21 protein-coding genes are annotated in these 21,707 nt (G+C 72.1%); 14 read left to right on the top strand and 7 right to left on the bottom strand.

Annotated elements, in window-relative coordinates; translation table 11 throughout:
• Window positions 1-66: 66 nt before the first annotated feature.
• A complete protein-coding gene (locus ACFYE3_RS08050) occupies window positions 67-900 on the top strand; it encodes a phosphatase PAP2 family protein (protein ID WP_387607809.1) in 834 nt (277 codons plus the stop codon).
• Between the two features lie 143 nt (window positions 901-1,043).
• Here ACFYE3_RS08050 and ACFYE3_RS08045 read toward each other — a convergent pair whose 3' ends face one another.
• The 3 genes from ACFYE3_RS08045 to ACFYE3_RS08035 all read right to left on the bottom strand — a co-directional run bounded on the left by ACFYE3_RS08045 (window position 1,044) and on the right by ACFYE3_RS08035 (window position 5,301).
• On the bottom strand, window positions 1,044-3,272 hold the full coding sequence (locus tag ACFYE3_RS08045; protein ID WP_387607807.1) for an MMPL family transporter: 2,229 nt from the start codon (window positions 3,270-3,272) through the stop codon (window positions 1,044-1,046).
• A 127-nt stretch (window positions 3,273-3,399) separates the two neighbouring features.
• The gene (locus ACFYE3_RS08040; protein WP_387607804.1) at window positions 3,400-3,789 is read right to left on the bottom strand and encodes a universal stress protein; all 390 of its coding nucleotides are present in this window, start codon (window positions 3,787-3,789) and stop codon (window positions 3,400-3,402) included.
• Between the two features lie 48 nt (window positions 3,790-3,837).
• Window positions 3,838-5,301, bottom strand: a complete 1,464-nt coding sequence (locus ACFYE3_RS08035) for an APC family permease (RefSeq protein WP_387607801.1) — start codon at window positions 5,299-5,301, stop codon at window positions 3,838-3,840.
• 130 nt (window positions 5,302-5,431) lie between these two features.
• Here ACFYE3_RS08035 and ACFYE3_RS08030 point away from each other — a divergent pair, with 130 nt between their 5' ends.
• On the top strand, window positions 5,432-6,511 hold the full coding sequence (locus tag ACFYE3_RS08030) for a nitronate monooxygenase (protein WP_387607798.1): 1,080 nt from the start codon (window positions 5,432-5,434) through the stop codon (window positions 6,509-6,511).
• 22 nt (window positions 6,512-6,533) lie between these two features.
• Here the strand turns inward: ACFYE3_RS08030 and ACFYE3_RS08025 are convergent, their stop codons facing one another.
• The 3 genes from ACFYE3_RS08025 to ACFYE3_RS08015 form a co-directional block, all read right to left on the bottom strand.
• The gene (locus tag ACFYE3_RS08025) at window positions 6,534-8,060 is read right to left on the bottom strand and encodes a peptide MFS transporter (protein WP_387607796.1); all 1,527 of its coding nucleotides are present in this window, start codon (window positions 8,058-8,060) and stop codon (window positions 6,534-6,536) included.
• Between the two features lie 169 nt (window positions 8,061-8,229).
• Window positions 8,230-9,069 carry an aldo/keto reductase gene (locus ACFYE3_RS08020; protein WP_387607794.1) on the bottom strand — a complete coding sequence of 280 codons (840 nt, stop codon included), beginning with the start codon at window positions 9,067-9,069 and terminating at the stop codon, window positions 8,230-8,232.
• Between the two features lie 287 nt (window positions 9,070-9,356).
• On the bottom strand, window positions 9,357-10,196 hold the full coding sequence (locus ACFYE3_RS08015) for an SIR2 family NAD-dependent protein deacylase (RefSeq protein WP_387607792.1): 840 nt from the start codon (window positions 10,194-10,196) through the stop codon (window positions 9,357-9,359).
• Between the two features lie 111 nt (window positions 10,197-10,307).
• Here ACFYE3_RS08015 and ACFYE3_RS08010 point away from each other — a divergent pair, with 111 nt between their 5' ends.
• The 9 genes from ACFYE3_RS08010 to ACFYE3_RS07970 all read left to right on the top strand — a co-directional run bounded on the left by ACFYE3_RS08010 (window position 10,308) and on the right by ACFYE3_RS07970 (window position 17,648).
• Window positions 10,308-10,691 (top strand): hypothetical protein, encoded by a 384-nt coding sequence (locus ACFYE3_RS08010; RefSeq protein WP_387607789.1) that lies wholly within the window; start codon window positions 10,308-10,310, stop codon window positions 10,689-10,691.
• A 104-nt stretch (window positions 10,692-10,795) separates the two neighbouring features.
• Window positions 10,796-10,948 (top strand): hypothetical protein, encoded by a 153-nt coding sequence (locus ACFYE3_RS08005; protein ID WP_387607787.1) that lies wholly within the window; start codon window positions 10,796-10,798, stop codon window positions 10,946-10,948.
• Between the two features lie 91 nt (window positions 10,949-11,039).
• On the top strand, window positions 11,040-13,967 hold the full coding sequence (locus ACFYE3_RS08000; protein ID WP_387607784.1) for a DUF4040 family protein: 2,928 nt from the start codon (window positions 11,040-11,042) through the stop codon (window positions 13,965-13,967).
• Entirely contained in the window at window positions 13,967-14,413 is a 447-nt protein-coding gene (locus ACFYE3_RS07995) for a sodium:proton antiporter (RefSeq protein WP_387607782.1), read from the top strand. Before ACFYE3_RS08000 ends, ACFYE3_RS07995 begins: the two co-directional genes overlap by 1 nt.
• Window positions 14,410-15,915, top strand: a complete 1,506-nt coding sequence (locus ACFYE3_RS07990) for a monovalent cation/H+ antiporter subunit D family protein (RefSeq protein WP_387607780.1) — start codon at window positions 14,410-14,412, stop codon at window positions 15,913-15,915. The genes ACFYE3_RS07995 and ACFYE3_RS07990 overlap by 4 nt, the downstream gene beginning before the upstream one ends.
• Window positions 15,912-16,322 carry a Na+/H+ antiporter subunit E gene (locus ACFYE3_RS07985; RefSeq protein WP_387607778.1) on the top strand — a complete coding sequence of 137 codons (411 nt, stop codon included), beginning with the start codon at window positions 15,912-15,914 and terminating at the stop codon, window positions 16,320-16,322. The genes ACFYE3_RS07990 and ACFYE3_RS07985 overlap by 4 nt, the downstream gene beginning before the upstream one ends.
• Window positions 16,319-16,576, top strand: a complete 258-nt coding sequence (locus ACFYE3_RS07980) for a monovalent cation/H+ antiporter complex subunit F (RefSeq protein ID WP_368833323.1) — start codon at window positions 16,319-16,321, stop codon at window positions 16,574-16,576. Before ACFYE3_RS07985 ends, ACFYE3_RS07980 begins: the two co-directional genes overlap by 4 nt.
• Window positions 16,573-16,974: a cation:proton antiporter gene (locus ACFYE3_RS07975; RefSeq protein WP_387607775.1), complete on the top strand. Its 402-nt coding sequence runs from the start codon at window positions 16,573-16,575 to the stop codon at window positions 16,972-16,974. The genes ACFYE3_RS07980 and ACFYE3_RS07975 overlap by 4 nt, the downstream gene beginning before the upstream one ends.
• A complete protein-coding gene (locus ACFYE3_RS07970) occupies window positions 16,971-17,648 on the top strand; it encodes an MOSC domain-containing protein (protein ID WP_387607773.1) in 678 nt (225 codons plus the stop codon). The genes ACFYE3_RS07975 and ACFYE3_RS07970 overlap by 4 nt, the downstream gene beginning before the upstream one ends.
• 130 nt (window positions 17,649-17,778) lie before the next feature.
• Here ACFYE3_RS07970 and ACFYE3_RS07965 read toward each other — a convergent pair whose 3' ends face one another.
• A complete protein-coding gene (locus ACFYE3_RS07965) occupies window positions 17,779-18,468 on the bottom strand; it encodes a hypothetical protein (protein ID WP_387607771.1) in 690 nt (229 codons plus the stop codon).
• 74 nt (window positions 18,469-18,542) lie between these two features.
• On the opposite strand from ACFYE3_RS07965, the gene ACFYE3_RS07960 reads away from it, so the two are divergent.
• From ACFYE3_RS07960 to ACFYE3_RS07950, 3 genes are all read left to right on the top strand, one after another.
• Window positions 18,543-19,031 carry a MarR family winged helix-turn-helix transcriptional regulator gene (locus tag ACFYE3_RS07960; protein ID WP_368833327.1) on the top strand — a complete coding sequence of 163 codons (489 nt, stop codon included), beginning with the start codon at window positions 18,543-18,545 and terminating at the stop codon, window positions 19,029-19,031.
• 88 nt (window positions 19,032-19,119) lie between these two features.
• Window positions 19,120-19,584: a DoxX family protein gene (locus ACFYE3_RS07955; RefSeq protein WP_387607934.1), complete on the top strand. Its 465-nt coding sequence runs from the start codon at window positions 19,120-19,122 to the stop codon at window positions 19,582-19,584.
• Window positions 19,585-19,857: 273 nt separating this feature from the next.
• Window positions 19,858-21,705 (top strand): ABC transporter ATP-binding protein, encoded by a 1,848-nt coding sequence (locus tag ACFYE3_RS07950; protein WP_387607932.1) that lies wholly within the window; start codon window positions 19,858-19,860, stop codon window positions 21,703-21,705.
• Window positions 21,706-21,707 lie beyond the last annotated feature (2 nt).

Raw genomic sequence — 21,707 nt, 5'->3', positions numbered from 1 at the left:
CGGAACTCTCTTGCCACCCGGTCGTTCAGGGATCCGCGGAACGTGGCGTGTGCCATGGTGGTGGACATGGCAATTCCGGCGCAGCATTCTTCCCCCCGGCCGGCCCGCTCCACCTGGTCCCTCCCCCAGCTGCACCAGTGGGTGGTCGTCCCCTTCATCGTCGTGCTGGTCACGGCGACCGTGGGACGGTTGCTGGTGTACTCCCCGGGAGTCGCGGCACAGGAGATCGAGGTCCTGCACCGGCTCGACGCGGCACGCCTCGGCGTCCTCGACGCGCTGGCACTCGTCCTGGACCACGCGTTCTCCACCCCGGGGGCGTTCGCGGTCATCGCCGCTCTCACCGCGTGGCTCGCACTCGCGCGCCGGCGCCCGTGGGACGCCGCCGGCTTCGCGGTCACGGCGCTCTCCGGCTGGGCAGCGGTCGGGATGGTGAAGGTCGCCGTCGGCCGTCCCCGGCCGGACAGCACGGCGTTCCCGGAGCCCCTCGTCCTCGTGGAGGGCCTCACGTCCTTCCCCTCCGGGCATGCCGGAGCCGCCCTGGCCATCGCGGCGGCGTTCTGCCTCGCGATGCGCCGGTCCAGGTACGCCTCCGCCGTCCTCGTCGCGGGGCTGGGCACGGCCGTGCTCGTCGGGCTGTCCCGCCTCTACCTCGGCGTGCACTATCCCCTCGACGTCCTCGCCTCGTTCCCCGTCGCGTGGGCGGGCCTGGCCGTGGGCTGCGGTCTCGCCAACCACCTCGTGCCCGCGCTCGCCTACGGTTTCGGCTGGCAGCAGGAGGACGCGGCGTGGCACGAGGTCGAACAGGGCACTGTCGCCGAGGAGCACCCCGCGGAGGAGGCTCGCCCCGACACCGCACGGATCCCGGTCGTCGCCCGGCGGACGGGCCAGCACGCCGCCTGACGCGCTGCCCGCACCGGCCGGGCAGGCCACGGGCGCGGAGGACCGCGGACCAGGTGGTCGGCACGAACCCGGCTCCGAAGATCTCCCAGGTCCGGCCGGGTGGGGGTGCCCGGAACCGTGGTTCCGGGCACTCCCACCGGGTCTCAGGGCTCGACCCGCCGGTGGAAGGGCCACCAGATGGCCCGGCCGATGTCATAGGTCAGTGCCGGCACCAGCAGCGACCGGACGATCAGCGCGTCCAGGAGCACGCCGAACGCCACGATGAAGGCCAGCTGCACCAGGAACATGATCGGGATGACGGCCAGCGCCGCGAACGTGGCCGCGAGCACGATGCCGGCCGAGGTGATCACCCCGCCGGTGAGGGTGAGCCCGCGGAGGACGCCCGCCCGGGTGCCGTGGACCAGCGACTCCTCCCGCACCCGGGACATCAGGAAGATGTTGTAGTCGATGCCCAGCGCCACGAGGAAGACGAAGCCGAAGAGCGGGACCGAGGGGTCCGCGCCGGGCAGGTCCAGGCCGTTGTTGAACACCAGGGCGGAGACGCCCAGGGCCGTGAAGAAGGAGACCACGGTCGTGAGAATCAGCAGCACCGGCGCCAGGACGGAGCGCAGCAGCAGCATGAGGATCAGGGTGATGACCACGAGGATCACCGGGATGATCAGCGTGCGGTCGGCGATCGAGGTCTCGTTGGTGTCGATGTTCGTCGCCGTGGTGCCGCCCACGAGGATCTCCGCGTCGGCCGCGCGCAGGTTCTGGCGCAGCTCCCGCACGGTCTGCTCCGCCTCGGGGGAGTCGGCGGCGTCGGACAGCGTGGCCTGGAGCTGGTAGAGACCCTGCGCCTCGGTCGGTTCGGCCCCGGCGAAGGGGCCGGCCGGCGGGGCGTTCTCCCCGAGGGGCAGGGTGCCGGACGGCGAGTCGTCGGAGACGGCGACGACGGCGGCGACCCCCTCGGTGCCCTCCACCGCCTCGACCGCGGCGTCCAGGGACCCGGTCGGGACCAGCAGGACCGCGGGGCTGCCGGAGCCGCCGGGGAAGTGCTGGGCGAGGGCCTCCTGGCCGTCCCGGGCCTGGGACTCGCCGAGCACGAGCTCGCTCTGCTCCACGCCCGAGGCCTGGAACTGGGTGCTGAACCCGGCGAGGGCGAGGAGCACCACCGTGGTCACCACCCAGATCGCCCGCGGCGCCCGGGTCACGAACCGGGCCACCGAGGCCCACACGCCCCGGCCCTCGACGGTCGGACGCGTCCCGGCCCTGTGCTCCAGCACGCGCACGCGCTCCGTGCCCGAGGCGTCGTACCGGGGCCGGAACGGCCAGAAGGCCCCCCGTCCCGTGGCGTAGAGGACGGCGGGCAGGAAGGTCAGGGCCGCCAGGACGGACATGACGATGCCGACGGAGGCCACCGGGCCCAGCGCCTTGTTCGAGGCGAGGTCGGAGAGCAGCAGGCACAGCAGACCCGCGACGACGGTGGCGCCGGAGGCGACGACCGGCTCGACGGAGCCCTTGAGGGCCGCGCGGGTGGCGTCCGCCCGTCGCCGGTGGTGCAGCAGGGCGTCCCGGTAGCGCGCCGTGTACAGCAGCGAGTAGTCGGTGGCGGCGCCGACCACGAGGATGAACAGGATGCCCTGCACCTGGCCGCTGATGGTCACGAGCTCGTTGGCCGCCAGCCAGTACACGACCAGGATGGCGGCGCTGAGGGCGAAGACCGAGGTCAGCAGCACCAGGACGGGCAGCACGGGGGACCGGTAGACCACGAGGAGGATCACGAAGACCACGGTCAGCGCCACACCCAGCAGGATTCCGTCGATGCCCTCGAAACCGGCCACGAGATCGGCCGTGAACCCGGCGGGGCCCGTGACGTAGCTCTGCAGCCCCTCGGGCCGGTCCTCCTCGAACTGGGCCGCGAGCGCCTCGACGTCGTCGACGACCTCGCCGTCGGGCAGGGGAACGACGAGCTGGAAGGCCTCTCCGTCCTCGGACGGGATCAGCGGCGAGGTCTGCCCCTCGGCCAGACCGCTCTCCTGCACGGACGCGACGGCCTCCTCGGCCCACGCCCGGTCGGCGGCGCTCAGCCCGCCCTCACGGGCGAGGAGGACGATGGCGGGGATCGCCTCCGAGTCCCGGAACTCGCCCTGCAGCAGGGTGACCTGCGTGGACTCGGTGGACTCGGGCAGGAAGCTGGACTGGTCGTTGGTGGAGACCTCGGAGATCTTCCCGAAGTACGGCCCGCCCACGCCTGCCACCGTGAGCCATCCGACGATCAGCAGCGCCGGCAGCAGGATCCGCAGCAGTCCGGCCCAGCGGGGTCGTCGTGGGGGCTCGGGGGTCTCGGCCCAGGGGGCAGGGCGGTAGGTGGCGGGGACCGGGGTGGTCATGGCTGGCCTTTCAGGTGCGGCAGGATCGAGTCGGAGCCGCGGGGACCGACGGACCCCGGCGCGGGACCGGAGGCGACGGGGTCTGGGACCAGACTAATATTTCGAAAACAGAAATAAAATCCCGGGCTCAGTCGTAGACGGCCTTGACGCACAGCACCGGGCAGGGGCTCTCGAGCAGCACGCGCTGCGCCGTGCTCGCCATGATGATCTTGCCCACGGGCGAGCGCCGCCGGATGCCCAGCACGATGAGCTCGGCCTCGCGGTCACGGGCGGTGTCGAGGATGACGTCGGCCGGGTCGCTGTCGTGGTCGGGCTCGCGCAGCTCGTAGCGCACCCCGGAGCGGGTGAGCTTCTGCTGCTCCACGTCGACGTCCGCGTCGACCTCCGGGGGCTGGTGGCGCTTGGGCCGAGGCTGCACCACCACCAGGTCGGTGCCGCGGCGCTCGGCCTCCGAGATGGCGGCGTCCAGGGCCGCGTGTCCGGGGGCGGTGGGCATGTATCCGACGACGACGGTCACGGGTTCTCCTCGGGTAGCGGCGCGGCAGGGGTGCGGGGGACCGTCGGGTCAGGGGCCGCGGTGCGGGTCCTGGTCCCGGGGCTCGTCCTCCATGCGGGCGAGGGCCTCGGGGTGCTCGAACCGCACCTTGCGGCCGAGGAACAGGCGGTCGTAGAGGAAGTTGAGGATCCACAGGCCGAGCCCGATCAGCAGCAGGACCACGGCGATCTGGTACTCGATGAGGTCCTGCGCCCACGGCCCCACGAGGTAGGCGCAGGTGACCGCGCCCAGATAGGGCAGCACCCGGGGGGCGTGGAAGTAGTCGTGGGTGGGGCTGTGGTCCTTGCGCAGGATGATCGCCGCGATGTTGACGATGGTGAACACGCCCAGGAGGAGGAGGGCCGTGGTGCCGCCGAGGGCGCTCGCCGTGCCGCTGCCGAGGATGTTGTTGATGACGACGATCAGGCCCATCGCCAGGAGGGTCGTGAACACGATGGCCGACCAGGGGGTGCGCCGGCCCTGCAGGACGTGGCCCAGGAAGTCCGGCAGCACGCCCTGACGGGCCATGCCGTAGAGCAGCCGGGAGGCCATGAGCATGTTGATCAGGGCGGTGTTGGCCACGGCGAAGATCGTCAGGAACGGGTAGATCGTGTCGATGGGGATGTTGGGGGCGCCGATGCGCACCATGTCCAGCAGGGGCGTGGTGGACTCGCCGAGCACGCCGATGGGCACGACCGCCACGGTGAAGAGCGAGACCAGGATGTAGACGACGCCCGTCAGGCCGAGGCCGAAGAGCATCACGCGCGGGAAGTCGCGGCTGGGGTCCTTGGTCTCCTCGACCATGTTGACGGAGTCCTCGAAGCCCACGAAGGAGAAGAACGCGAGCGAGGTCACCGCGGTGAGTGCCAGGAAGATGCCCTTGTCCTCGGAGGTCTCGAAGATCATGGTCTGGCTGAAGTCGGCCCGGCCCTGGAAGGACGCCCAGAACCCCACGAGGATGACGATGAGCAGGCCGGTGAGCTCGATGGAGGTCAGCACCACGTTGAAGGCCAGGCCCTCGGTGACGCCGCGGATGTTGATGGCGGCGAGGATCGCGATGAAGACGACGGCGATCACGGTGATGCCGGTGGTGCCCACCTCCAGGCCGAAGCCGCGGGCGAAGTTCGAGGCCACGGCCGAGGCCGCCGTCGAGGCGGACGTGAGACCCGAGCTGAGCACCGCGAAGGTCACCAGGAAGGTGATGAAGTGGATGCCGAAGGCCTTGTGCGTGTACAGCGCCGCGCCCGAGGCGCCGGGGTACTTGGTCACGAGCTCGAGGTAGGAGAACGCCGTGATGGTGGCCACCACGAACGCCACGAGGATGGGGGCCCACGCGGCGCCGCCGATCTCGCCGGCGATGTTGCCGGTGAGGGCGTACACGCCGGTGCCGAGGATGTCGCCCACGATGAACAGCAGGAGCAGGCCGGGGCCCATCACGCGCTTGAGCTCCGGCTGCGGACGGGACCGGGTCTTGGAGTCGGCGGACTGGGTCATCGGATGCCTCGAATCGGTGGTGACGGGCTGCGGACCCCGGGCGGACGGTGATCGTGGCCACAGCCTATGCCACGTCCTGCGGCCGGCCCAGGTGGTGGCGGGGGACCCCCCGTGTTCCTAGCCTGGGACCATGACGAGCACAGGGACCCGCTTCCGGCTGACCGACCTCCGCCTCCCGTTCCTGGGGGCCCCCATGGCCGGCGGCCCGTCGACCCCGGCGCTGGCCGCGGCGGTCACGGCCGCCGGTGGTCTGGGCTTCCTGGCCGCCGGCAACCGGCCCGCGGCGGGTGTCCGCGCGGACGTCGAGGAGGTCCGCGCGCTGACCGACGGTCCGTTCGGGGTGAACCTCTTCGTCCCGCAGGCCGCGAACACCGCGGCCCCCGGCACTGCGGTCGACCCCGCCGTCCACCTGTCGGTCGCGGCCTACCGGGAGGCGCTGCGGGACACGGCCCGCCGGTACGGGGTGGAGCTGCCGGACACGGACCCCGCCGACGACGACGGATGGGCGGCCAAGCTCGAGCTCGTCGAGGAGCTGCGGGTGCCGGTCGTCTCGTTCACCTTCGGGCTCCCCGCGGCCTCCGTGCTGGCGCGGCTCGCGGCGGTGGGCACCACGACGTCGGTCACGGTGACCTCGGTCCCGGAGGCCGAGGCCGCGGTGCGGGCCGGCGCCCACCTGCTGACGGTCCAGGGCCCCGCGGCCGGCGGGCACCGGGGCACCCACCGCGCGGAGGACGTCCCCGGCGAGGAGCACCTGGTGGAGCTCGTCGCCGCGGTCCGCGCCGCCGTGGCCGTCCCGGTCGTGGCCGCCGGCGGCATCGCCTCCGCGGCCGAGGCGGACACGGTCCTGGCCGCCGGTGCGGACGCCGTCCAGATCGGCACGCTCCTGCTGCGCACGCACGAGGCGGGGACCTCCGCCGCGTACCGGGAGGCTCTCGGCTCGGGGCGCTACACGGAGACGGCCGTGACCCGGGCGTTCTCGGGCCGGCTGGCGCGCGGCGTGCGCAATGGTTTCATCGACCGCTTCACGAATATTGCTCCCGCGGCATATCCCCAGGTCAACCAATTGACGAAGCCCATCAGGGCGGCCGCGGCGCAGGCCGGGGACCCCGAGGCCATCGCCCTGTGGGCAGGCCCGTCCTTCGCGTCCGCCCGGGAGGTCCCCGCCGCCGAGGTGGTGCGCGGCATCCTCCGCGCCCCGTCCGGTCCCTGAGGGCGGGGGCGCGACCCGGCCGTCAGCGCACCCCGCGCATCATCCGCCGGATCCAGGGGGACAGCACGAGCAGGGCGGCGCCGATGACGATCGTCACAGCGCCCAGTGCGCCGAAGTAGGCGGCCTCCGTCTGCTCGCTGTAGTAGCCCGCCAGCGATCCGGAGAGGGCGGTGCCCAGCGACACCGAGAGGTAGAAGAGGGCGACCATCAGCACGGGATAGGCCCGCGGCGCCAGCCGGGTGGACAGGGACAGTCCCACCGGTGAGACCAGCAGCTCGCCCAGGGTGGCGACCAGCAGGATCAGCGCGGCCCACAGGACGGGCACGGAGCCCACCCCCACCATGGGCAGGAATATCAGGAACGCCGACCCCATCAGCACGATGCCCAGGCCGAACTTGGTGGGCGTGGCGGGCTGTCGGTCGCCGAGCCTCGTCCACAGCACCGCGAACACCGGGGCGAGCAGGATGATGAAGAGGGGGTTGAAGGACTGGACCCACGAGATCGGCATGGTCCAGTCGCCCAGCACGCGGTCCAGGCGGGTGTCGGAGTAGATCGTGATCACCGTGAACTGCTGCTGGAACAGCGCCCAGAACGCGGCCGAGCCGATGAACAGCGGGATGAACGCCCGCACGCGGGAGCGCTCGTCGTCGTCGACCTTCTTGCTGGTGAGCAGGAGGACGAACAGCGCCACGGCCGCCACCACGATCACCCCCACGACGACGTCGGCCAGGTTCTCCGCGTCGAGCACGCCCGTGAGGACGGCGGTCACGACGACGGCGACCGCGGCCACGGCGATCCCGATCCACTTCCCGTACTGCTCGCGGGGCAGGGGGTTGGGCACGTGGTGGACCTCGTCGGGGAGCTTCCTGCGCCCGAGCGCGTACTGGGTCAGGCCGAAGGCCATGCCGATCGCGGCCAGGCCGAAGCCGAGGTGGAAGCCCCAGGTCTTCTGCGCGAAGCCCGTCAGGAGCGGCCCCAGGAGGCCGCCGATGTTGACGCCCATGTAGAAGATCGAGAAGCCGGCGTCACGGCGGGGGTCCTGTCGGTTGTACAGGGCGCCCACGAGATTGGTGATCGTGGCCTTGAGCCCGCCCGAGCCGATCGCGATGAGGACCAGGCCGATCGTGAGGCCGGCGATCGCGGGGATGAGCGCCAGCGAGACGTGGCCGGCCATGATGAGCACCCCGCTGACGAACATCGTCCGCTCGGAGCCCAGGAGCCGGTCGGCCACCCACCCGCCCAGGATGGCGAACAGGTAGACCGCGCCGCCGTAGGCGCCCACGATGCCGGCGGCGGTCGCCTGGTCGATGCCCAGTCCGCCGTCGGCCGTGGCGAAGTACATGTACAGCAGGACGATGCCCTGCATGCCGTAGAAGGAGAAGCGCTCCCACAGCTCGACGCTGAACAGGTTCGCCAGCATGCGGGGCTGACCGAAGAAGCTCTTCCCCTCCGTGCGGGGAAGAGCCGCACCGGGGACGTTGTCGGGGTTGTTGCGCAAGTCGGGGGCGCTCGTGGCGCCCTCCGCCGCGCGGGGGGTCCGGAAGGTCATGCGCACCATGATTTACCTGCCGGCCGGTCGAGCACCAATCGGTGCCTGCGCCCGGTCCGGCGGCCGCGCCGCGCTCACCCCGGTCGTGGTGCCGTGGGACGCACGGGCGACGCCCGGGACCGTGGTGGGTTCACCGCGGTCCCGGGCGTCGCCAGGCAGGGGTCAGGACTCAGTTGAAGTCCTTCGGGTCGGAGCCGATCCGCCCGCCGTTGTCCAGGCCGCTGATCGCCTGCACGTCCTCGTCGTCCAGCCGGACGTCGAGAGCCGCGTAGTTCTCGCGGATCCGCTCCGGCGTGACGGTCTTGGGGAAGACCACGTTGCCGATCGCCAGGTGCCACGCGATGATGACCTGCCCCGGGGTGGCGCCGTGCTTGCGGGCGATCGAGCCGATGGCCGGGTCCTTCAGCAGGTCGCCGCCCTGGCCCAGGGGGGACCACGCCTCGGTCAGGATGCCGTGGGAGGCGTTGAAGTCCCGCAGCGCGGACTGGTTGAAGTAGGGGTGCAGCTCCACCTGGTTCACCACGGGGACCACGCCGGTCGCGTCGATGATCTCCTGGAGCTCCTCGCGCGGGAAGTTGGAGACGCCGATGGACCGGGCCTTGCCGCTGTCGCGGATCTCCTGGAACGCCCTCCAGGTCTCCACGTACTTCCCGTGCTTCGGGGTGGGCCAGTGGATGAGGTACAGGTCGACGTACTCCAGGCCGAGACGCTCCAGGGAGGCATCGATGGCCTTCAATGCGGAGTCGTGGCCGTGGTCGCCGTTCCACAGCTTGGTGGTCACGAAGATCTCGTCGCGCGGGATCCCACTGTTTGCGATCGCGCGGCCCACGCCCTCCTCGTTGCCGTAGATCATGGCGGTGTCGATGTGGCGGTAGCCGGCCTCGAGCGCCTGGCCGACCACGTCCTCCGCGATGTCGGCGTCGACCTGCCACACGCCGTAGCCGAGCTGCGGGATGGTCCTGCCGTCGTGCAGGGTGAGGGTCGGGGACTGCGTCGTGGACTGGGTCATGGACCGTGCCTTTCGTGGGGAGACAGCCCGGGGGCCGTCGGGGAGAGGCCGGGAAGAAGTCACCCCGGCCCGGTGTCCGTCGATCAGTCTCCAACCGTCGCCGCGCGCTGACAAGAAGGACAGCGTGCTTTCTGCTCTCAGCAATCGGCATCCGGTGCTCCAGCCGCTCCGGGAGTCGGCCGGCGGCGGCAACCGACAGCCGGCATCCGGTGCTCCCACCGCGCGGGGAGTCGGCCGGCAGCCGACAGCCGGCCATCCGCGACCGGCAGCCGACGGTCGGTCGGCAGTCAGCCGTCGGCGCCCGCCGACCGGGCCCGCGGGCGCCGGTCGTCCTGCGGGGGCAGGAGGCGGGGCAGCGCCTCGGCGGCGCCGGCCCGCACGGTCCGGTCCGCGTGCGGGGTGAGGGCGGTGTCCTCGGGATTGATCTCGACCACGGGCGTCCCGCGGCCGGCGGCGATGAGCGGCAGGGAGGCGGCGGGCTGCACGAGCCCGGACGTGCCCACGACGAGCACGAGGTCCGCCTCGGCCACGGCCGCGGCGGCCCGTTCCACGGCGCCCTCGGGCAGCAGCTCCCCGAACCACACGACCGCGGGCCGCACCGCTCCGCCGCAGGAGGAGCACACCGGGGGGCGCTCGCGGTCCGGCTCCTCGCGGGCGGGCTCCTGGGGAGCGGGCGGTGCCTCCGGACCGGCCTCCGCTGCCAGGCCCGGGACGAGGCGTTCCGGGAACGGGGCGCCGCAGCCCGAGCAGCGGAACGCGAACAGGCTGCCGTGCAGGTGGGCGAGGACCGCGGAGCCCGCCCGCTCGTGGAGGTCGTCGACGTTCTGGGTGACCACGTGGACGCGGGCGCGGTCCGCCCACCGGGCGATCGCCCGGTGTCCGGCGTTGGGGCGGAGCCGGCGCACCTGGCGAGCCCGCCAGAGGTACCAGGACCAGACGAGCCCGGGGTCGGCGTCCCACGCCTCGGGGGTGGCCAGCTCCTCGGGGGACCAGCGGGCCCACAGCCCGCTGCCGGCGTCCCGGAAGGTGGGCACCCCGCTCTCCGCCGACATCCCGGCGCCGGAGAGCACGGTCACCGTGCGGGCGGAGCGCGCCAGCTCGAGCAGCTCGGGGTCGAGGTCGTCCATGCCGCCGACGGTATACGCACTGAGGCTCCCGGACCAGGGTGCCCGTGCCGGTGCGGGGAAACGCCCGGGCGCGTTGGTCGATCCGCACGCGCGCGTGGTGGAATGGAAACCATGAAGTTCAACGTCCAGCGCGTGCTGACCCCCGCCTACCTGACCTCCGTCGCCCTCGTCGTGGTCGGAGTGGTCCTCGGTCTGGCGTGGTACCCCGTCGCGGCGTGGCTGTTCGTGCTCGCCGGTCTCGCGCTCAACGCGATGGCCGTGTCCGTCACCGAGATCAACGACGCCCCGCGCCGGCGTTCCTCCCTCTCCCCGCACGACGGTGCCCGCGCTGGTGGCCGGGACGGCGAGCTCGGCGGGGACGGCGCCGACGATCCCGGTGACGTGCTGTCTCGGGACGGGTCAGGGCGCGGGACGGTCGTCGAGCCGGACGCCGAGACCGCCGCCACCCCCACCGTCCCGCACTCCGGCTCGAGCACCCTGCGGAAGCGGCGTTGACGCCGTCACCGGCGGGGACGGCGGCCGGACCGTGCGCCGGGCCGCCGCGGGCCCCGGTGCAGCTCTCCCGGAGCTGTGGCGGCCGTCATGATAAATTCGGGGCGATGACCAGCCCCGGGAACCACGCCGACGACCTCGGCCGCGCCGTGCCGCCGGGCCGCGTGCGGCCCACGGTGGACCGTGGCGTGTCCAACGGCACGAACGGCTACCTCAGCTCCTGGGGACCGCAGCTCTCCGGATGCCCCCGGGACGCCTGAGCACTCCGGCCGGGAGACCGGCCGCCGCGGCCGGGCAGTCGACGGCCGACTCCACCTCGTTCCCATCCCACCGACCGGACGGTTGCCAGGCGTGTCCCTTCTGATCATTCTCGCTCTCACCACACTGCTGTGCCCCGTGGCCGCCGTCCTGGGCCGCAAGGCGGGCCGCGAGGCCGGCTGGCCGCTCGCCGCGGCGCTGCTCGTGCTCGCCGGCGCGCTGGTCGCGGTGTGGAACGGCCGGGGGGACAGCGCCGAGGTCTCCCAGCAGGTCCCGTGGCTGCCGACCCTGGGCGTTCCCTTCCACCTGCGGCTCGACGGACTGGGCCTGTTCTTCGGCCTCATCGTCCTGGTCATCGGCGCGGTGGTCATCGGCTACTCGCCCCGCTATCTCGCCAAGGGCTCGCACAGCGCCTTCTACACCCTCATGACGTTCTTCGCGGCGGCGATGCTCGGTCTGGTCCTGGCCGACGACGTGGTCCTCCTGTTCGTCATGTGGGAGTTCACCACGCTGTGCTCCTTCCTGCTCATCGCCCGCTCGGGCCCGCACGCCAAGGACCCGGCGATCCGGGTGTTCCTGGTGACCGTGGCCGGCGGGCTGTGCCTGCTCGCGGCGGTGATCGCGATGTGGGTGGCCACCGGGACCACACGCCTCAGCGAGATCCTCGTCGACGACGTGTGGTCCACGTCCCCGGGGTTCGCGGCGTTCGTGGCGGTGCTGATCGCCCTGGCGGCCTTCACCAAGTCCGCGCAGTTCCCCTTCCACGCATGGCTGCCCGACGCCATGGTCGCGATCATCCCCGTGAGCGCCTACCTGCACGCCGCGGCCATGGTCAAGGCCGGCATCTACCTGTTGCTGCGCTTCTCCACCGCCCTCAGCGAGGTGCCGGTGTGGAACGTTCTGCTCATCTCGGTGGGCCTGTTCACCGCCCTGATGGGTGCGGTGTTCGCGCTGCAGCGCCACGACCTCAAGGAGCTGCTCGCCTACTCCACGGTCAGCCAGCTGGGCTTCCTGACGGCGACCATCGGCATCGGCACCTCCTACGCCGTGGTGGGGGCCGTGGTGCACGTGGCGGCCCACGCGCTGTTCAAGTCGGCGCTGTTCATGTCCGTCGGGGTGATCGACCACCAGGCCGGCACCCGGGACATCCGCAAGCTCTCCGGACTGGCACGGACGATGCCCGTCACGGCCGTCGTGATGACCCTCGCCGCGGTCTCGATGGCGGGAGTCCCCCTGCTGTTCGGCTTCATCTCCAAGGAGGCCATGTTCAAGGCCATGGCGGAGAACCCGGGGCCCCCGATCGCCGTGTGGCTCGTGGGCGCCGTGGCGGTCCTGGCCGCGTCCTTCACCTTCGCCTACTCGGCCCGGATGATCATCACGATCTTCCCCGGCCGCCCCGCCCAGGACCCGCCGAAGGAGGCCTCCGGCGCCTTCCTGGCACCCGTGGTGCTGGTCTCCGTGGCCGGTCTGGTGCTGGGCGTGGCGGGCGTGCTGGCCGAGCCGCTGCTCGGTTCCGCCTCCGCGGCCGTCGCCGGTCCCGACGCCGAACCCCACCTGGGCCTGTGGCACGGCTTCGCCCCCGAGCTGTACATGTCCCTGGCGGTCTTCGCCCTCGGCGGCGCCCTCGTGCTGGCCCGGGGGAGGGTGGACCGGCTCCTGGACCGGCAGCTGTCGCCCATCACCGGGGTGGGCGCCGTCGAGGCGTTCCGGAACGGCTCCACCGCCCTGGGCGAGCGGATCGGTGGCCTGACCCGCGCCGACGCTCCCTACCGGCACCTGGTCCCGCCCGTGGCCGTGCTGGTGCTGCTGACGGTGGTGGGCCTGTTCACGGTCGACGTCCCGCCGCTGCAGGGGAACGTGACGAAGCCGCTGGACTGGGTCCTGCTCGGCGTGGTCCTGGTCGGGGTGGTCCTGGCCGTGGGCGTGCGCAGCCGGATCGCCCTGGTGACCATCATCGGCGTGGTCGGCTTCGCCGTCGCGCTGTGGTTCTACGAGCTCGGCGCGGCCGACGTGGCGCTGACCCAGCTGCTCGTCGAGATCCTCACCGTGGTGGTGATCGTCCTGCTGCTCAACCGGCTGCCGTCCACCTTCCACCGCACGGGGAAGCGGCGGACGACCACGGCGGTCGTCGTCGCGGTCCTCGCGGGCGCCTCCGCAGCGGTGGCCACGTGGGCGCTCACCGGTCGTCGGGGGCTCTCCGACGCGGGCCAGTACTTCCTGACGGAGGGCGAGACGGAGACCGGTGGCACGAACGTGGTGAACACGATCCTCGTGGACTTCCGTGCCCTGGACACGCTCGGCGAGCTCACCGTGCTGGGCGTGGCCGGCATCGCGATCGTCGTGGCCCTGGAGTCGCGGGGCCTGCTGCCCAAGCTGCACAGCCCCATCACGGAGCCGCCGGGCTCGCCGATCAGCGGCGCGGAGGACAACACGATGACCCTGCGGGTCACCGACCGCCTGCTGGGACCCGTGATCATCGCCCTGTCCCTCTTCTTCCTGCTCCGCGGGCACAACGACCCCGGAGGCGGCTTCATCTCCGCCCTCATCGGCGCCGCCGGGATCTCCCTGGTCTACTTCGCGGCCCAGGACGACCGGGTCAGCCGCCTCGGCCTGCCCTACGTGAAGCTCATCGGCGCCGGGGTGGTCGTGGCGGTGGGCGTGGGCCTGCTGGGTCTGGTCGAGGGGTCCTTCCTCCGCCCGCTGCACTTCTACGTGTTCGGCGTCCACATCACCACGGCGCTGATCTTCGACGTCGGCGTGTACCTCGCGGTGGTCGGCGTGATCCTCGCCGCGATCAGCCGACTGGGCGTCGAGGAGAAGGAACCACCGCCCCTTCGGCGGGTGGGCTCCACCGCGGTGCGGTCCCCGGGCCCCCATGTGACCCCCACCACGGCCGAGCCTCACCACCCCAGCACGGCGCCCCTGGACCTCAGCAGGATCCGGGTCCTCGACCGGGGATCCGGGCGTCCTTCCGGATCCTCCACCGATCACACCGACCGAGTTCGAGGAGACGATTCCTGATGGCACTCGCACTGACCGTGGGCGTGCTCATCGGGGGCGGCGTGTTCATGATGCTCCGGCGCGGCATGGTCCGCCTGATCATCGGCTTCGCCCTGCTCAGCCACGGCGTGAACCTGCTGATCATGGCGGCCGGCGGCGTGGACCGGCGGGGTGAGCCCCTGGGCGCCTCCCCGGACCTCTCGACCACGGCGGACCCCCTGCCGCAGGCGTTCGTGCTGACGGCGATCGTCATCGCGTTCGCCATCACCATGTACATGCTCGTGCTCGCCGTGACCGGCGACGACGACGACGACACCGATCTCGAGCTCACCGGCCGGGAGATGGAGACCCCTGACCTGATGGACGACCCGGCAGACGGCACCGAGAGGCACGGCGGCGCACCCGAGGGCCTGGACCCGGCGGGCACCCGCCCCGTGCAGGGCCCGGGGCGGGGTGGTCGCGCATGAGCGCGGACCTGATTGCGTTCTTCGTCATCGTCCCCCTGCTGGCCGCCGGTGTGCTGGTGCTGGCCGGCAGCTCCCGGCAGGTCGGCAAGGCAGGGCTGCTGGTCGTCCTGGGAGCGGACGTGGTGTGGGCGGCGTGGCTCCTGGCCACCCTCGTGGACGGCGACACCGTGCTGGTCCACCGCATCGGCCTCTGGCCCTCCGGCGTCGCCATCCCGTTCGCCGCGGACCTCTTCACCGCGCTGATGCTCACCGTGACCGGCTTCGTGACACTGGTCAGCTCCTGGTTCGGGGTGGTCTCCGGGCAGGCGGAGAAGCGCTACTTCGGCCCCCTGGTGCTCGTGCTCACCGCGGGCTTCAACGGGGCCCTGCTCACGGCGGACCTGTTCAACCTCTTCGTGTTCATCGAGGTCATGCTCCTGCCGTCCTACGCGCTCATCATCCTGGCCCACCGCGGCCGGGGACGGCTGATGCAGGTCACGTCCTCGCGCATCTACGTGAGCGTCAACCTGCTGGCATCCACGATCCTCCTGGCGGGCGTGGGGCTGGTCTACGCCACGGCGGGCACTGTGAACCTGGGCGAGCTGGCGGGCGTGGCCGCGGAGTCCACCCCGGTGGCGGTGTCGGTCGCGGTGGTCCTCACCGCCCTGGCGGTCAAGGCGGCCGTGGTGCCCGTGCACGGGTGGCTGACGCGCACGTATCCCTTCATGTCGCCCACCGTCACCGCGCTGTTCTCGGGACTGCACACGAAGGTCGCGATCTACGCGATCTACCGGATCTACGCCGTGGTCTTCGACGGCACGGAGCGGTACCTGTGGATCGGTATCGTGGTGTTCTCCGCGTCCATGGTGATCGGTGTCCTCGGTGCGGTGGGGGAGCGGGACGCGCGCGCGATCCTCGCCTACTCCACGGTGAGCCAGGTCGGCTACATCCTGTTGGGCGTCGCCCTGTTCGGGACCCTGGGACTCACGGCGGGCATCTTCTACCTCCTGCACCACACGGTGGTGAAGGTGTCCCTGTTCCTGTCCACCGGCGCGGTGGAGATCGCCTACGGGCGGCAGCCGCTGGGCGAGGTCACGGGCCTGCTCCGGCGGGAACCGCTCACCGCCGTGGTGTTCTTCGCCGCCGCCATGTCCCTGACCGGCATCCCGCCGTTCTCCGGGTTCGTGGCCAAGCTGGCGCTGGTCCTGGCCGCGTTCGAGGAGCAGCAGGTCGCGGTCGCCCTCGTGGCGGTCGGCGTCAGCCTCTTCACGCTGCTGTACACGCTCAAGATCTGGGGGAAGATGTTCCTGGGGAAACCGGAAGAGTCCTCGAGCGAGGTCGTCGCCGCCGTGGGCACGAAGGAGCGCCGCATCTCGCTGGGTCTCATCGCTCCCGCCCTCGTCCTGGCGGTCATCACCCTCACCTTCGGTGTGGGCGGTGAGCTGCTGCTCGGCGTCTCGGCCACGGCCGCGGACGGCCTCGTGGACACCAGCGCGTTCGTGGAGGCGGTGACCTCCTCGTGAAGTGGTTGACCTGGCCGTTCCGGCTGCTCGGCTTCCTGCTCTGGTACGCGTGGGAGCTGATCCTCTCCAACATCGCGGTGACGCAGGACGTGTTCACGCTCCGTCACCGCTCCTCGCCCATCGTCGTGCGCTACCGCACCCGGTGCCGCAGCGAGTTCGAGACCGTCCTGCTCAGCGTGCTCATCTCGCTGACGCCGGGCACGCTGACCCTGTCCACCGTGGCCCGGCCCCGCGACGGCGTGGACGGCGCCGCGCCCGAGGGCGACGACCGTGACGCCGGCACGGACGAGTACGACATCTTCGTGCACGCCATGTACTCGGACGGACCGCAGGACGCCCGGTCGAGCCTGCAGGAGATGGAGACCCACATGCTGAACGGCATCCGAGCGGACGGGGCACCCCGATGATCGGCATCTTCTTCGGCGTGCTGGTGCTCGCCGCCTCCGTCGTCGTCGCCGGGGTGCGGATGTTCCGCGGCCCCAACGACGCCAACCGGGCCATCGCCTCCGACCTGCTGTTCTTCGCCGTGGTGGGGTTGATCGCCCTGTTCGGCGTCCTGGCGATGAGCCCCACGGTCTTCGACCTGGTCCTCATCGCGACCCTCGTGGGCTTCCTGGCGACGCTGTCCCTGTCCCGCGCACTGACCAAGGGGAGGCGATGAACGTGGACTTCGACCCGATCATGCACGACACCCTGTGGATGAGCGTCGTGGGGCAGGCGTTCATCGTCCTGGGCTCACTGGTCTTCCTCACCGCCACGGTGGGACTCATCCGACTCCCGGACCTCTACACCCGGTCCTCGGCGATCGCCACCGCCGCGGGCATCGGCGTCTCGTTCGTCCTCACCGGGGCGTTCTTCTTCCTGCCCGGCGTGGAGAACGCGGTGAAGCTGCTCGCCGCGGTGCTCCTGCAGCTCGTGACGTCGGCCGTGGGCAGCATGGCGCTGGCCCGCTCCGGGTACCTCATCGGCTCCGCGGTGTACTCCCCGACCCACCACAACGAGCTGGGCGAGAGCTCCGGGGACGAGGTCGGCCCCTCCGACGGGGACGACCGGCCGTGACCGCCCGCGTGCGCAGCGTCAACGTGGGACGGCCCGAGGCCAATGCGGCCAAGCTGAACCGGCCCACGGGCATCCGCAAGCGCCCCGTGGACGGTCCCGTGGAGGTCCGCGAACCGGGTCGGCGCAAGGGCGGCCTCGGCTCGGGCCTGGCCGGGGACTTCATCGGGGACGGCAAGTACCACGGCGGGACGGACCAGGCGGTGTACGCCTTCGCGCGCGAGGAGCTGGACTTCTGGGAGCAGGAGCTGGGGCGGGAGATCCCCGACGGCTTCTTCGGGGAGAACCTCACGCTCTCGGGCTTCGACGTCGACGACGCGCGGCTGGGCGACGTCTGGCGCATCGGCGAGGTGCTGCTGCAGGTCACGGACGCCCGCATCCCCTGCGGCACGTTCCGCGCGAGCATGGAGGTGCGCGGCTGGCTGCGCCGCTTCACGGAGCGGGGCCGCTCCGGGGCGTACCTCAAGGTCCTCTCGCCGGGCACCGTGCGGGCCGGGCTGCCGGTCGAGCTCACCCGCCGCGCCGGGCACGGGGTGGGCGTGGCGGACGCCTTCCGGGCGCAGACCACGGAGCGGGACCGGATGCCGGAGCTGCTGCGGGCGGGGGAGGACCTGTGCGAGCAGCTCCGGCTGCGGATCGAGAAGGAGCAGCGGGCGTCCGACCGGCGCGCGGGGTGAACCGCCGCGCCCTGCCGGGACGGCGCGGACGCGCTGCGGGACCGCACGGCGCGGGCACGCCGCCGCCACGCATCCGGAGTGATCGTCCCCGCAGGCCGTCACCGGATGGACTGCGGAGCCGGCTCTACCGTCAGTTGAGGGCGGCGCCCCGGTAGATCTGTGCGACCTGCTCCTCGGAGAGCCGGGTGTCGATCACGGTGGTCCCCTCCGGGTCGTCGCGCAGGAACCGGACGGGCCCGTGCGAGCCGGCCTCCAGGAGGAGCGCGGCGTCGGCGTCGTAGAGGGCCTCCACGGAGGTGCTGAACCGGTCCCCCCGCACCGGGGTCACGGACAGCTCGAGCCGGGCACGGACACGGCCGCCGCTCGTCGCGGCGTCCCCGGCCGTGCCCTCGGCGGTGGCGGCGGTGCTGCCGGCGGTCTCCGCGTCCTCGGCGACCGGCTCGAGGGTGATCTCCCGGACGACGCCCACGCCGTGCTCCACCACGTTGGCCAGGCGTGCGCCCAGCCGGCCCTGCGCGGTCGTGAAGGCGCGCTTGAGCCGGGCCGTCCACCACAGGGCCGTGGCCACGAGCACCACGGCGATGAGGGCGAGGAAGAGCGCCGAGCCGGACCGGGACCACTGCTGCCACAGCAGGACCACGGCGAGCGCGGTCAGCACCGGCACCACGAGCAGCAGCGACGTGCCCAGACGCTCGCCCAGGGAGGGTCGGTCGGGCGCCCCGTGGGCGCCGCCGGCGGTGCGCAGCCGCCGCATGACCTGGACGTCGAAGTCGCGATCGTCCGCGGGGACGGGCCGGGGCCAGGTGCCGAGGGAATCCATGGGTTCCATTATGGGGCGCGCTCAGCGGACGCGTTCCCATGATGCGTCAAGGACCGGCTCGTAGAATCGGGCTCATGACCGAGACCCGATGGCTGTCCCCCGAGGAGCGCGAGGCCTGGCTGGCGCTCGTCTCCATCATGTTCACGCTGCCCGGCAGCATCGAGTCCCAGCTGCAGGCGGAGGCGGACCTCAGCCTGGCCGAGTACCTGGTGCTCGCGATGCTCTCCGAGGCCCCCGACCGGCGGCGGCGCATGTCGGACCTCGCGGCGGCCACCAACACCTCCCAGTCCCGGTTGTCCCGGATCGTCGCGCGCCTCGAGCGCGACGGCCTGGTGGTGCGCGCCGGCGGTGAGCAGGACAAGCGGGTGGTGCTCGCGGAGATCACCGACCGCGGACTGGAGCGGGTCCAGCAGGTCGCCCCGGGTCACGTGGAGCACGTCCGGCGGACGGTGATCGACCGGCTGACGCCCGTCCAGGTCCAGCAGCTCGCGCTGATCGGCCGCATGGTCGACGACGCCGCGGCAGGGCCCACGGCCCGGGGACTGGCCTCGGACGAGCCGTGACACCGGGCTCCCGCCGCCAAGAAGCTTGACAAGGAAAGTAAACGAGCCCTACGCTGGTGACATGTCCACAACACAGCTGCCGCAGCCCATGTCCACCGTCCGTTCCTCCGCCCCCACCGCTCCCGTCGGCGACTCCTCCGCCGCGACCCTCGGCCTGACCGTGCTGCGCGTCGTCCTCGGCGTCACGTTCCTCCTGCACGGCTGGCAGAAGTTCACCGAGTGGACCATCGCCGGCACCCAGGCGTCCTTCGCCCAGATGGGCATCCCCGCGGCCGAGCTCGCCGCGCCCGTCGCCGCCGTCCTCGAGCTCGTGGGCGGGCTGATGCTGCTCCTGGGCCTCGGCACCCGCGTGGTCGCCGCCCTGCTGGCCCTGAGCATGCTGACCGCCCTCGTGCTCGTGCACCTTCCGGCGGGCTTCTTCGCCGCCGACGGCGGGGTCGAGCTCGTCCTGCTGCTCGCCGCCGCGTCCGTCCTCTTCGTCCTGACCGGTGCCGGCCGCTGGTCGCTGGACCACGCCGTCGCGGTGAAGCGCCGCGCTGCCGCCCGCGCCTGACCCTTCCCGCGCCCGACCTCTCCCGCGCCGTCGTCCCGGGTGCCCCGCGGCGCCGGGGCGACCAGCCCCCGACCGCAGCGTGCTGCGGGCGGGGGCTCGTCGCCGTCGGCCGGTGGAGCCCCGTCGGCGACCGGCGCGTGCGGACGTGTCGGCGCGGACGCGTAAAATCGTCCCCGGCGCGGCGCGCACGACCTCCACGGTGCCGCGCCGGATCCAGCGCGGGTGATCCCCGCAGATCGGGGTTGGCGCATGAGCATGCAGAACTCGCCGTACATGGTGCTGTGGCGCACCGTCCAGGGCCAGGAGGTCAAGGGCCGGAAGATCGACCGGGGCACGCTCCGGCGCATCGTCGCCTTCGCGCGCCCGCACAAGGCGCGGCTCACGGTGTTCCTGGTCGTCTCCGTGCTCACGGCCCTGCTCGGCGTGGTCACCCCCATCCTGGCCGGTGACGTGGTCCGTGCGATCAACGCCGGGGACGAGGTCTCCGTGGTGGTCTGGCTCGCGGTGGCCATCGCCGTCGTGGCGGTCGTGGACGCCGGGCTGAACGTCCTCAACCGCTGGCTCTCCTCCCTGATCGGCGAGGGACTCATCCTGGACCTGCGCACCGCCGTCTACGACCACGTGCAACGGATGCCGATCGCCTTCTTCACCCGCACGCGCACCGGGGCCCTGGTCTCCCGGCTCAACAACGACGTCATCGGCGCCCAGCGGGCGTTCGCCAACACGCTCTCCGGCGTGGTGAGCAACATCGTCTCCCTGATCCTGACCGTGGTCGTCATGGTCTCGATCTCGTGGCAGGTCACCGCGCTGTCCGTGCTCCTGCTGCCGATCTTCCTGGTCCCGGCCCGGGCCATGGGCGGGCGCCTGGCGAACCTCCAGCGCGAGGCGGCCCAGCACAACGCGTCCATGTCCACGCAGATGACCGAACGGTTCTCCGCCGGCGGCGCCACCCTGGTCAAGCTCTTCGGCCGGCCGGACGCCGAGGCCGCGGAGTTCGCCCGCCGCGCCGGCCGCGTCCGGGACATCGGTGTGCGGGTGGCGATGCTGCAGACCGTGTTCGTCACGGCCCTGACGCTGGTCTCCGCGCTCGCCCTGGCCCTCGTCTACGGGCTCGGCGGCGCGCAGGCGATCCTCGGCAACCTGGACGCGGGCGCGGTGGTGACCCTCGCCCTGCTGCTCACCCGGCTGTACACCCCGCTGACGATGCTCGCGAACGCCCGGATGGACGTCATGAGCGCCGTGGTGAGCTTCGAGCGGGTCTTCGAGATCCTCGATCTCGTCCCCCTGATCCAGGAGCGGCCCGGGGCCCGGACGCTGCCCTCCGGGCCCGCGTCGGTGGAGTTCGACGACGTCCGGTTCGCCTACCCCTCCGCCGAGGAGGTCTCACTGGCCTCGCTCGAGGACGTCGCGGTGCTCGACTCCCGGGGTGGCGATGAGGTGCTGCACGGCGTGAGCTTCACCGTCCTGCCGGGGCGGACGGTGGCCCTCGTGGGGTCCTCCGGCGCGGGGAAGTCGACCATCGCCCAGCTCGTGGCCCGGCTCTACGACGTCACCTCGGGAGCCGTCCGGATCGGGGGAACGGACGTGCGGGACGCCACCTTCGCCTCGCTGCGGGAGACCATCGGGATGGTGACCCAGGACGGGCACCTGTTCCACGAGTCGATCCGGGACAACCTCGCCCTGGTGAAGCCGGAGGCCACGGACGAGCAGCTGTGGGACGCCCTGGCCCGGGCCCGCATGGAGCACGTGATCCGCGCCCTCCCCGACGGGCTGGACACCGTGGTGGGCGAGCGCGGCTACCGGCTCTCCGGCGGCGAGCGGCAGCGGCTGACCATCGCCCGACTGCTGCTCGCGGCCCCGCGCGTGGTGATCCTCGACGAGGCCACGTCGGCGCTGGACTCAACCAACGAGGCCTACGTCCAGGCGGCCCTGGGCGAGGCGATGGAGGGGCGCACCGCCCTGGTCATCGCCCACCGGCTCTCGACCATCCGCTCCGCCGACCAGATCCTGGTGGTCGAGGACGGCCGGATCGTGGAGCGCGGCCGGCACGCCGAGCTCCTCGCCGAGAGCGGGCGCTACGCGGAGCTCTACGAGACGCAGTTCGCGGACCAGGAGGTCTGACC

This window comes from Kocuria arenosa (assembly GCF_042879215.1).
Taxonomy (GTDB): domain Bacteria; phylum Actinomycetota; class Actinomycetes; order Actinomycetales; family Micrococcaceae; genus Kocuria; species Kocuria arenosa.
The sequence above is the reverse complement of the archived record's forward strand: the minus strand, read 5'-3'. Positions and strand labels throughout refer to the sequence as shown.

Coding starts and splice junctions, on each gene's coding strand:
- ACFYE3_RS08050 (WP_387607809.1), top strand. CDS start 67: ATGGCAATTCCGGCGCAGCATTCTTCCCCCCGGCCGGCCCGCTCCACC.
- ACFYE3_RS08045 (WP_387607807.1), bottom strand. CDS start 3,272: ATGACCACCCCGGTCCCCGCCACCTACCGCCCTGCCCCCTGGGCCGAG.
- ACFYE3_RS08035 (WP_387607801.1), bottom strand. CDS start 5,301: ATGACCCAGTCCGCCGACTCCAAGACCCGGTCCCGTCCGCAGCCGGAG.
- ACFYE3_RS08030 (WP_387607798.1), top strand. CDS start 5,432: ATGACGAGCACAGGGACCCGCTTCCGGCTGACCGACCTCCGCCTCCCG.
- ACFYE3_RS08025 (WP_387607796.1), bottom strand. CDS start 8,060: ATGACCTTCCGGACCCCCCGCGCGGCGGAGGGCGCCACGAGCGCCCCC.
- ACFYE3_RS08020 (WP_387607794.1), bottom strand. CDS start 9,069: ATGACCCAGTCCACGACGCAGTCCCCGACCCTCACCCTGCACGACGGC.
- ACFYE3_RS08015 (WP_387607792.1), bottom strand. CDS start 10,196: ATGGACGACCTCGACCCCGAGCTGCTCGAGCTGGCGCGCTCCGCCCGC.
- ACFYE3_RS08010 (WP_387607789.1), top strand. CDS start 10,308: ATGAAGTTCAACGTCCAGCGCGTGCTGACCCCCGCCTACCTGACCTCC.
- ACFYE3_RS08005 (WP_387607787.1), top strand. CDS start 10,796: ATGACCAGCCCCGGGAACCACGCCGACGACCTCGGCCGCGCCGTGCCG.
- ACFYE3_RS07995 (WP_387607782.1), top strand. CDS start 13,967: ATGGCACTCGCACTGACCGTGGGCGTGCTCATCGGGGGCGGCGTGTTC.
- ACFYE3_RS07990 (WP_387607780.1), top strand. CDS start 14,410: ATGAGCGCGGACCTGATTGCGTTCTTCGTCATCGTCCCCCTGCTGGCC.
- ACFYE3_RS07980 (WP_368833323.1), top strand. CDS start 16,319: ATGATCGGCATCTTCTTCGGCGTGCTGGTGCTCGCCGCCTCCGTCGTC.
- ACFYE3_RS07975 (WP_387607775.1), top strand. CDS start 16,573: ATGAACGTGGACTTCGACCCGATCATGCACGACACCCTGTGGATGAGC.
- ACFYE3_RS07965 (WP_387607771.1), bottom strand. CDS start 18,468: ATGGATTCCCTCGGCACCTGGCCCCGGCCCGTCCCCGCGGACGATCGC.
- ACFYE3_RS07960 (WP_368833327.1), top strand. CDS start 18,543: ATGACCGAGACCCGATGGCTGTCCCCCGAGGAGCGCGAGGCCTGGCTG.
- ACFYE3_RS07955 (WP_387607934.1), top strand. CDS start 19,120: ATGTCCACCGTCCGTTCCTCCGCCCCCACCGCTCCCGTCGGCGACTCC.
- ACFYE3_RS07950 (WP_387607932.1), top strand. CDS start 19,858: ATGGTGCTGTGGCGCACCGTCCAGGGCCAGGAGGTCAAGGGCCGGAAG.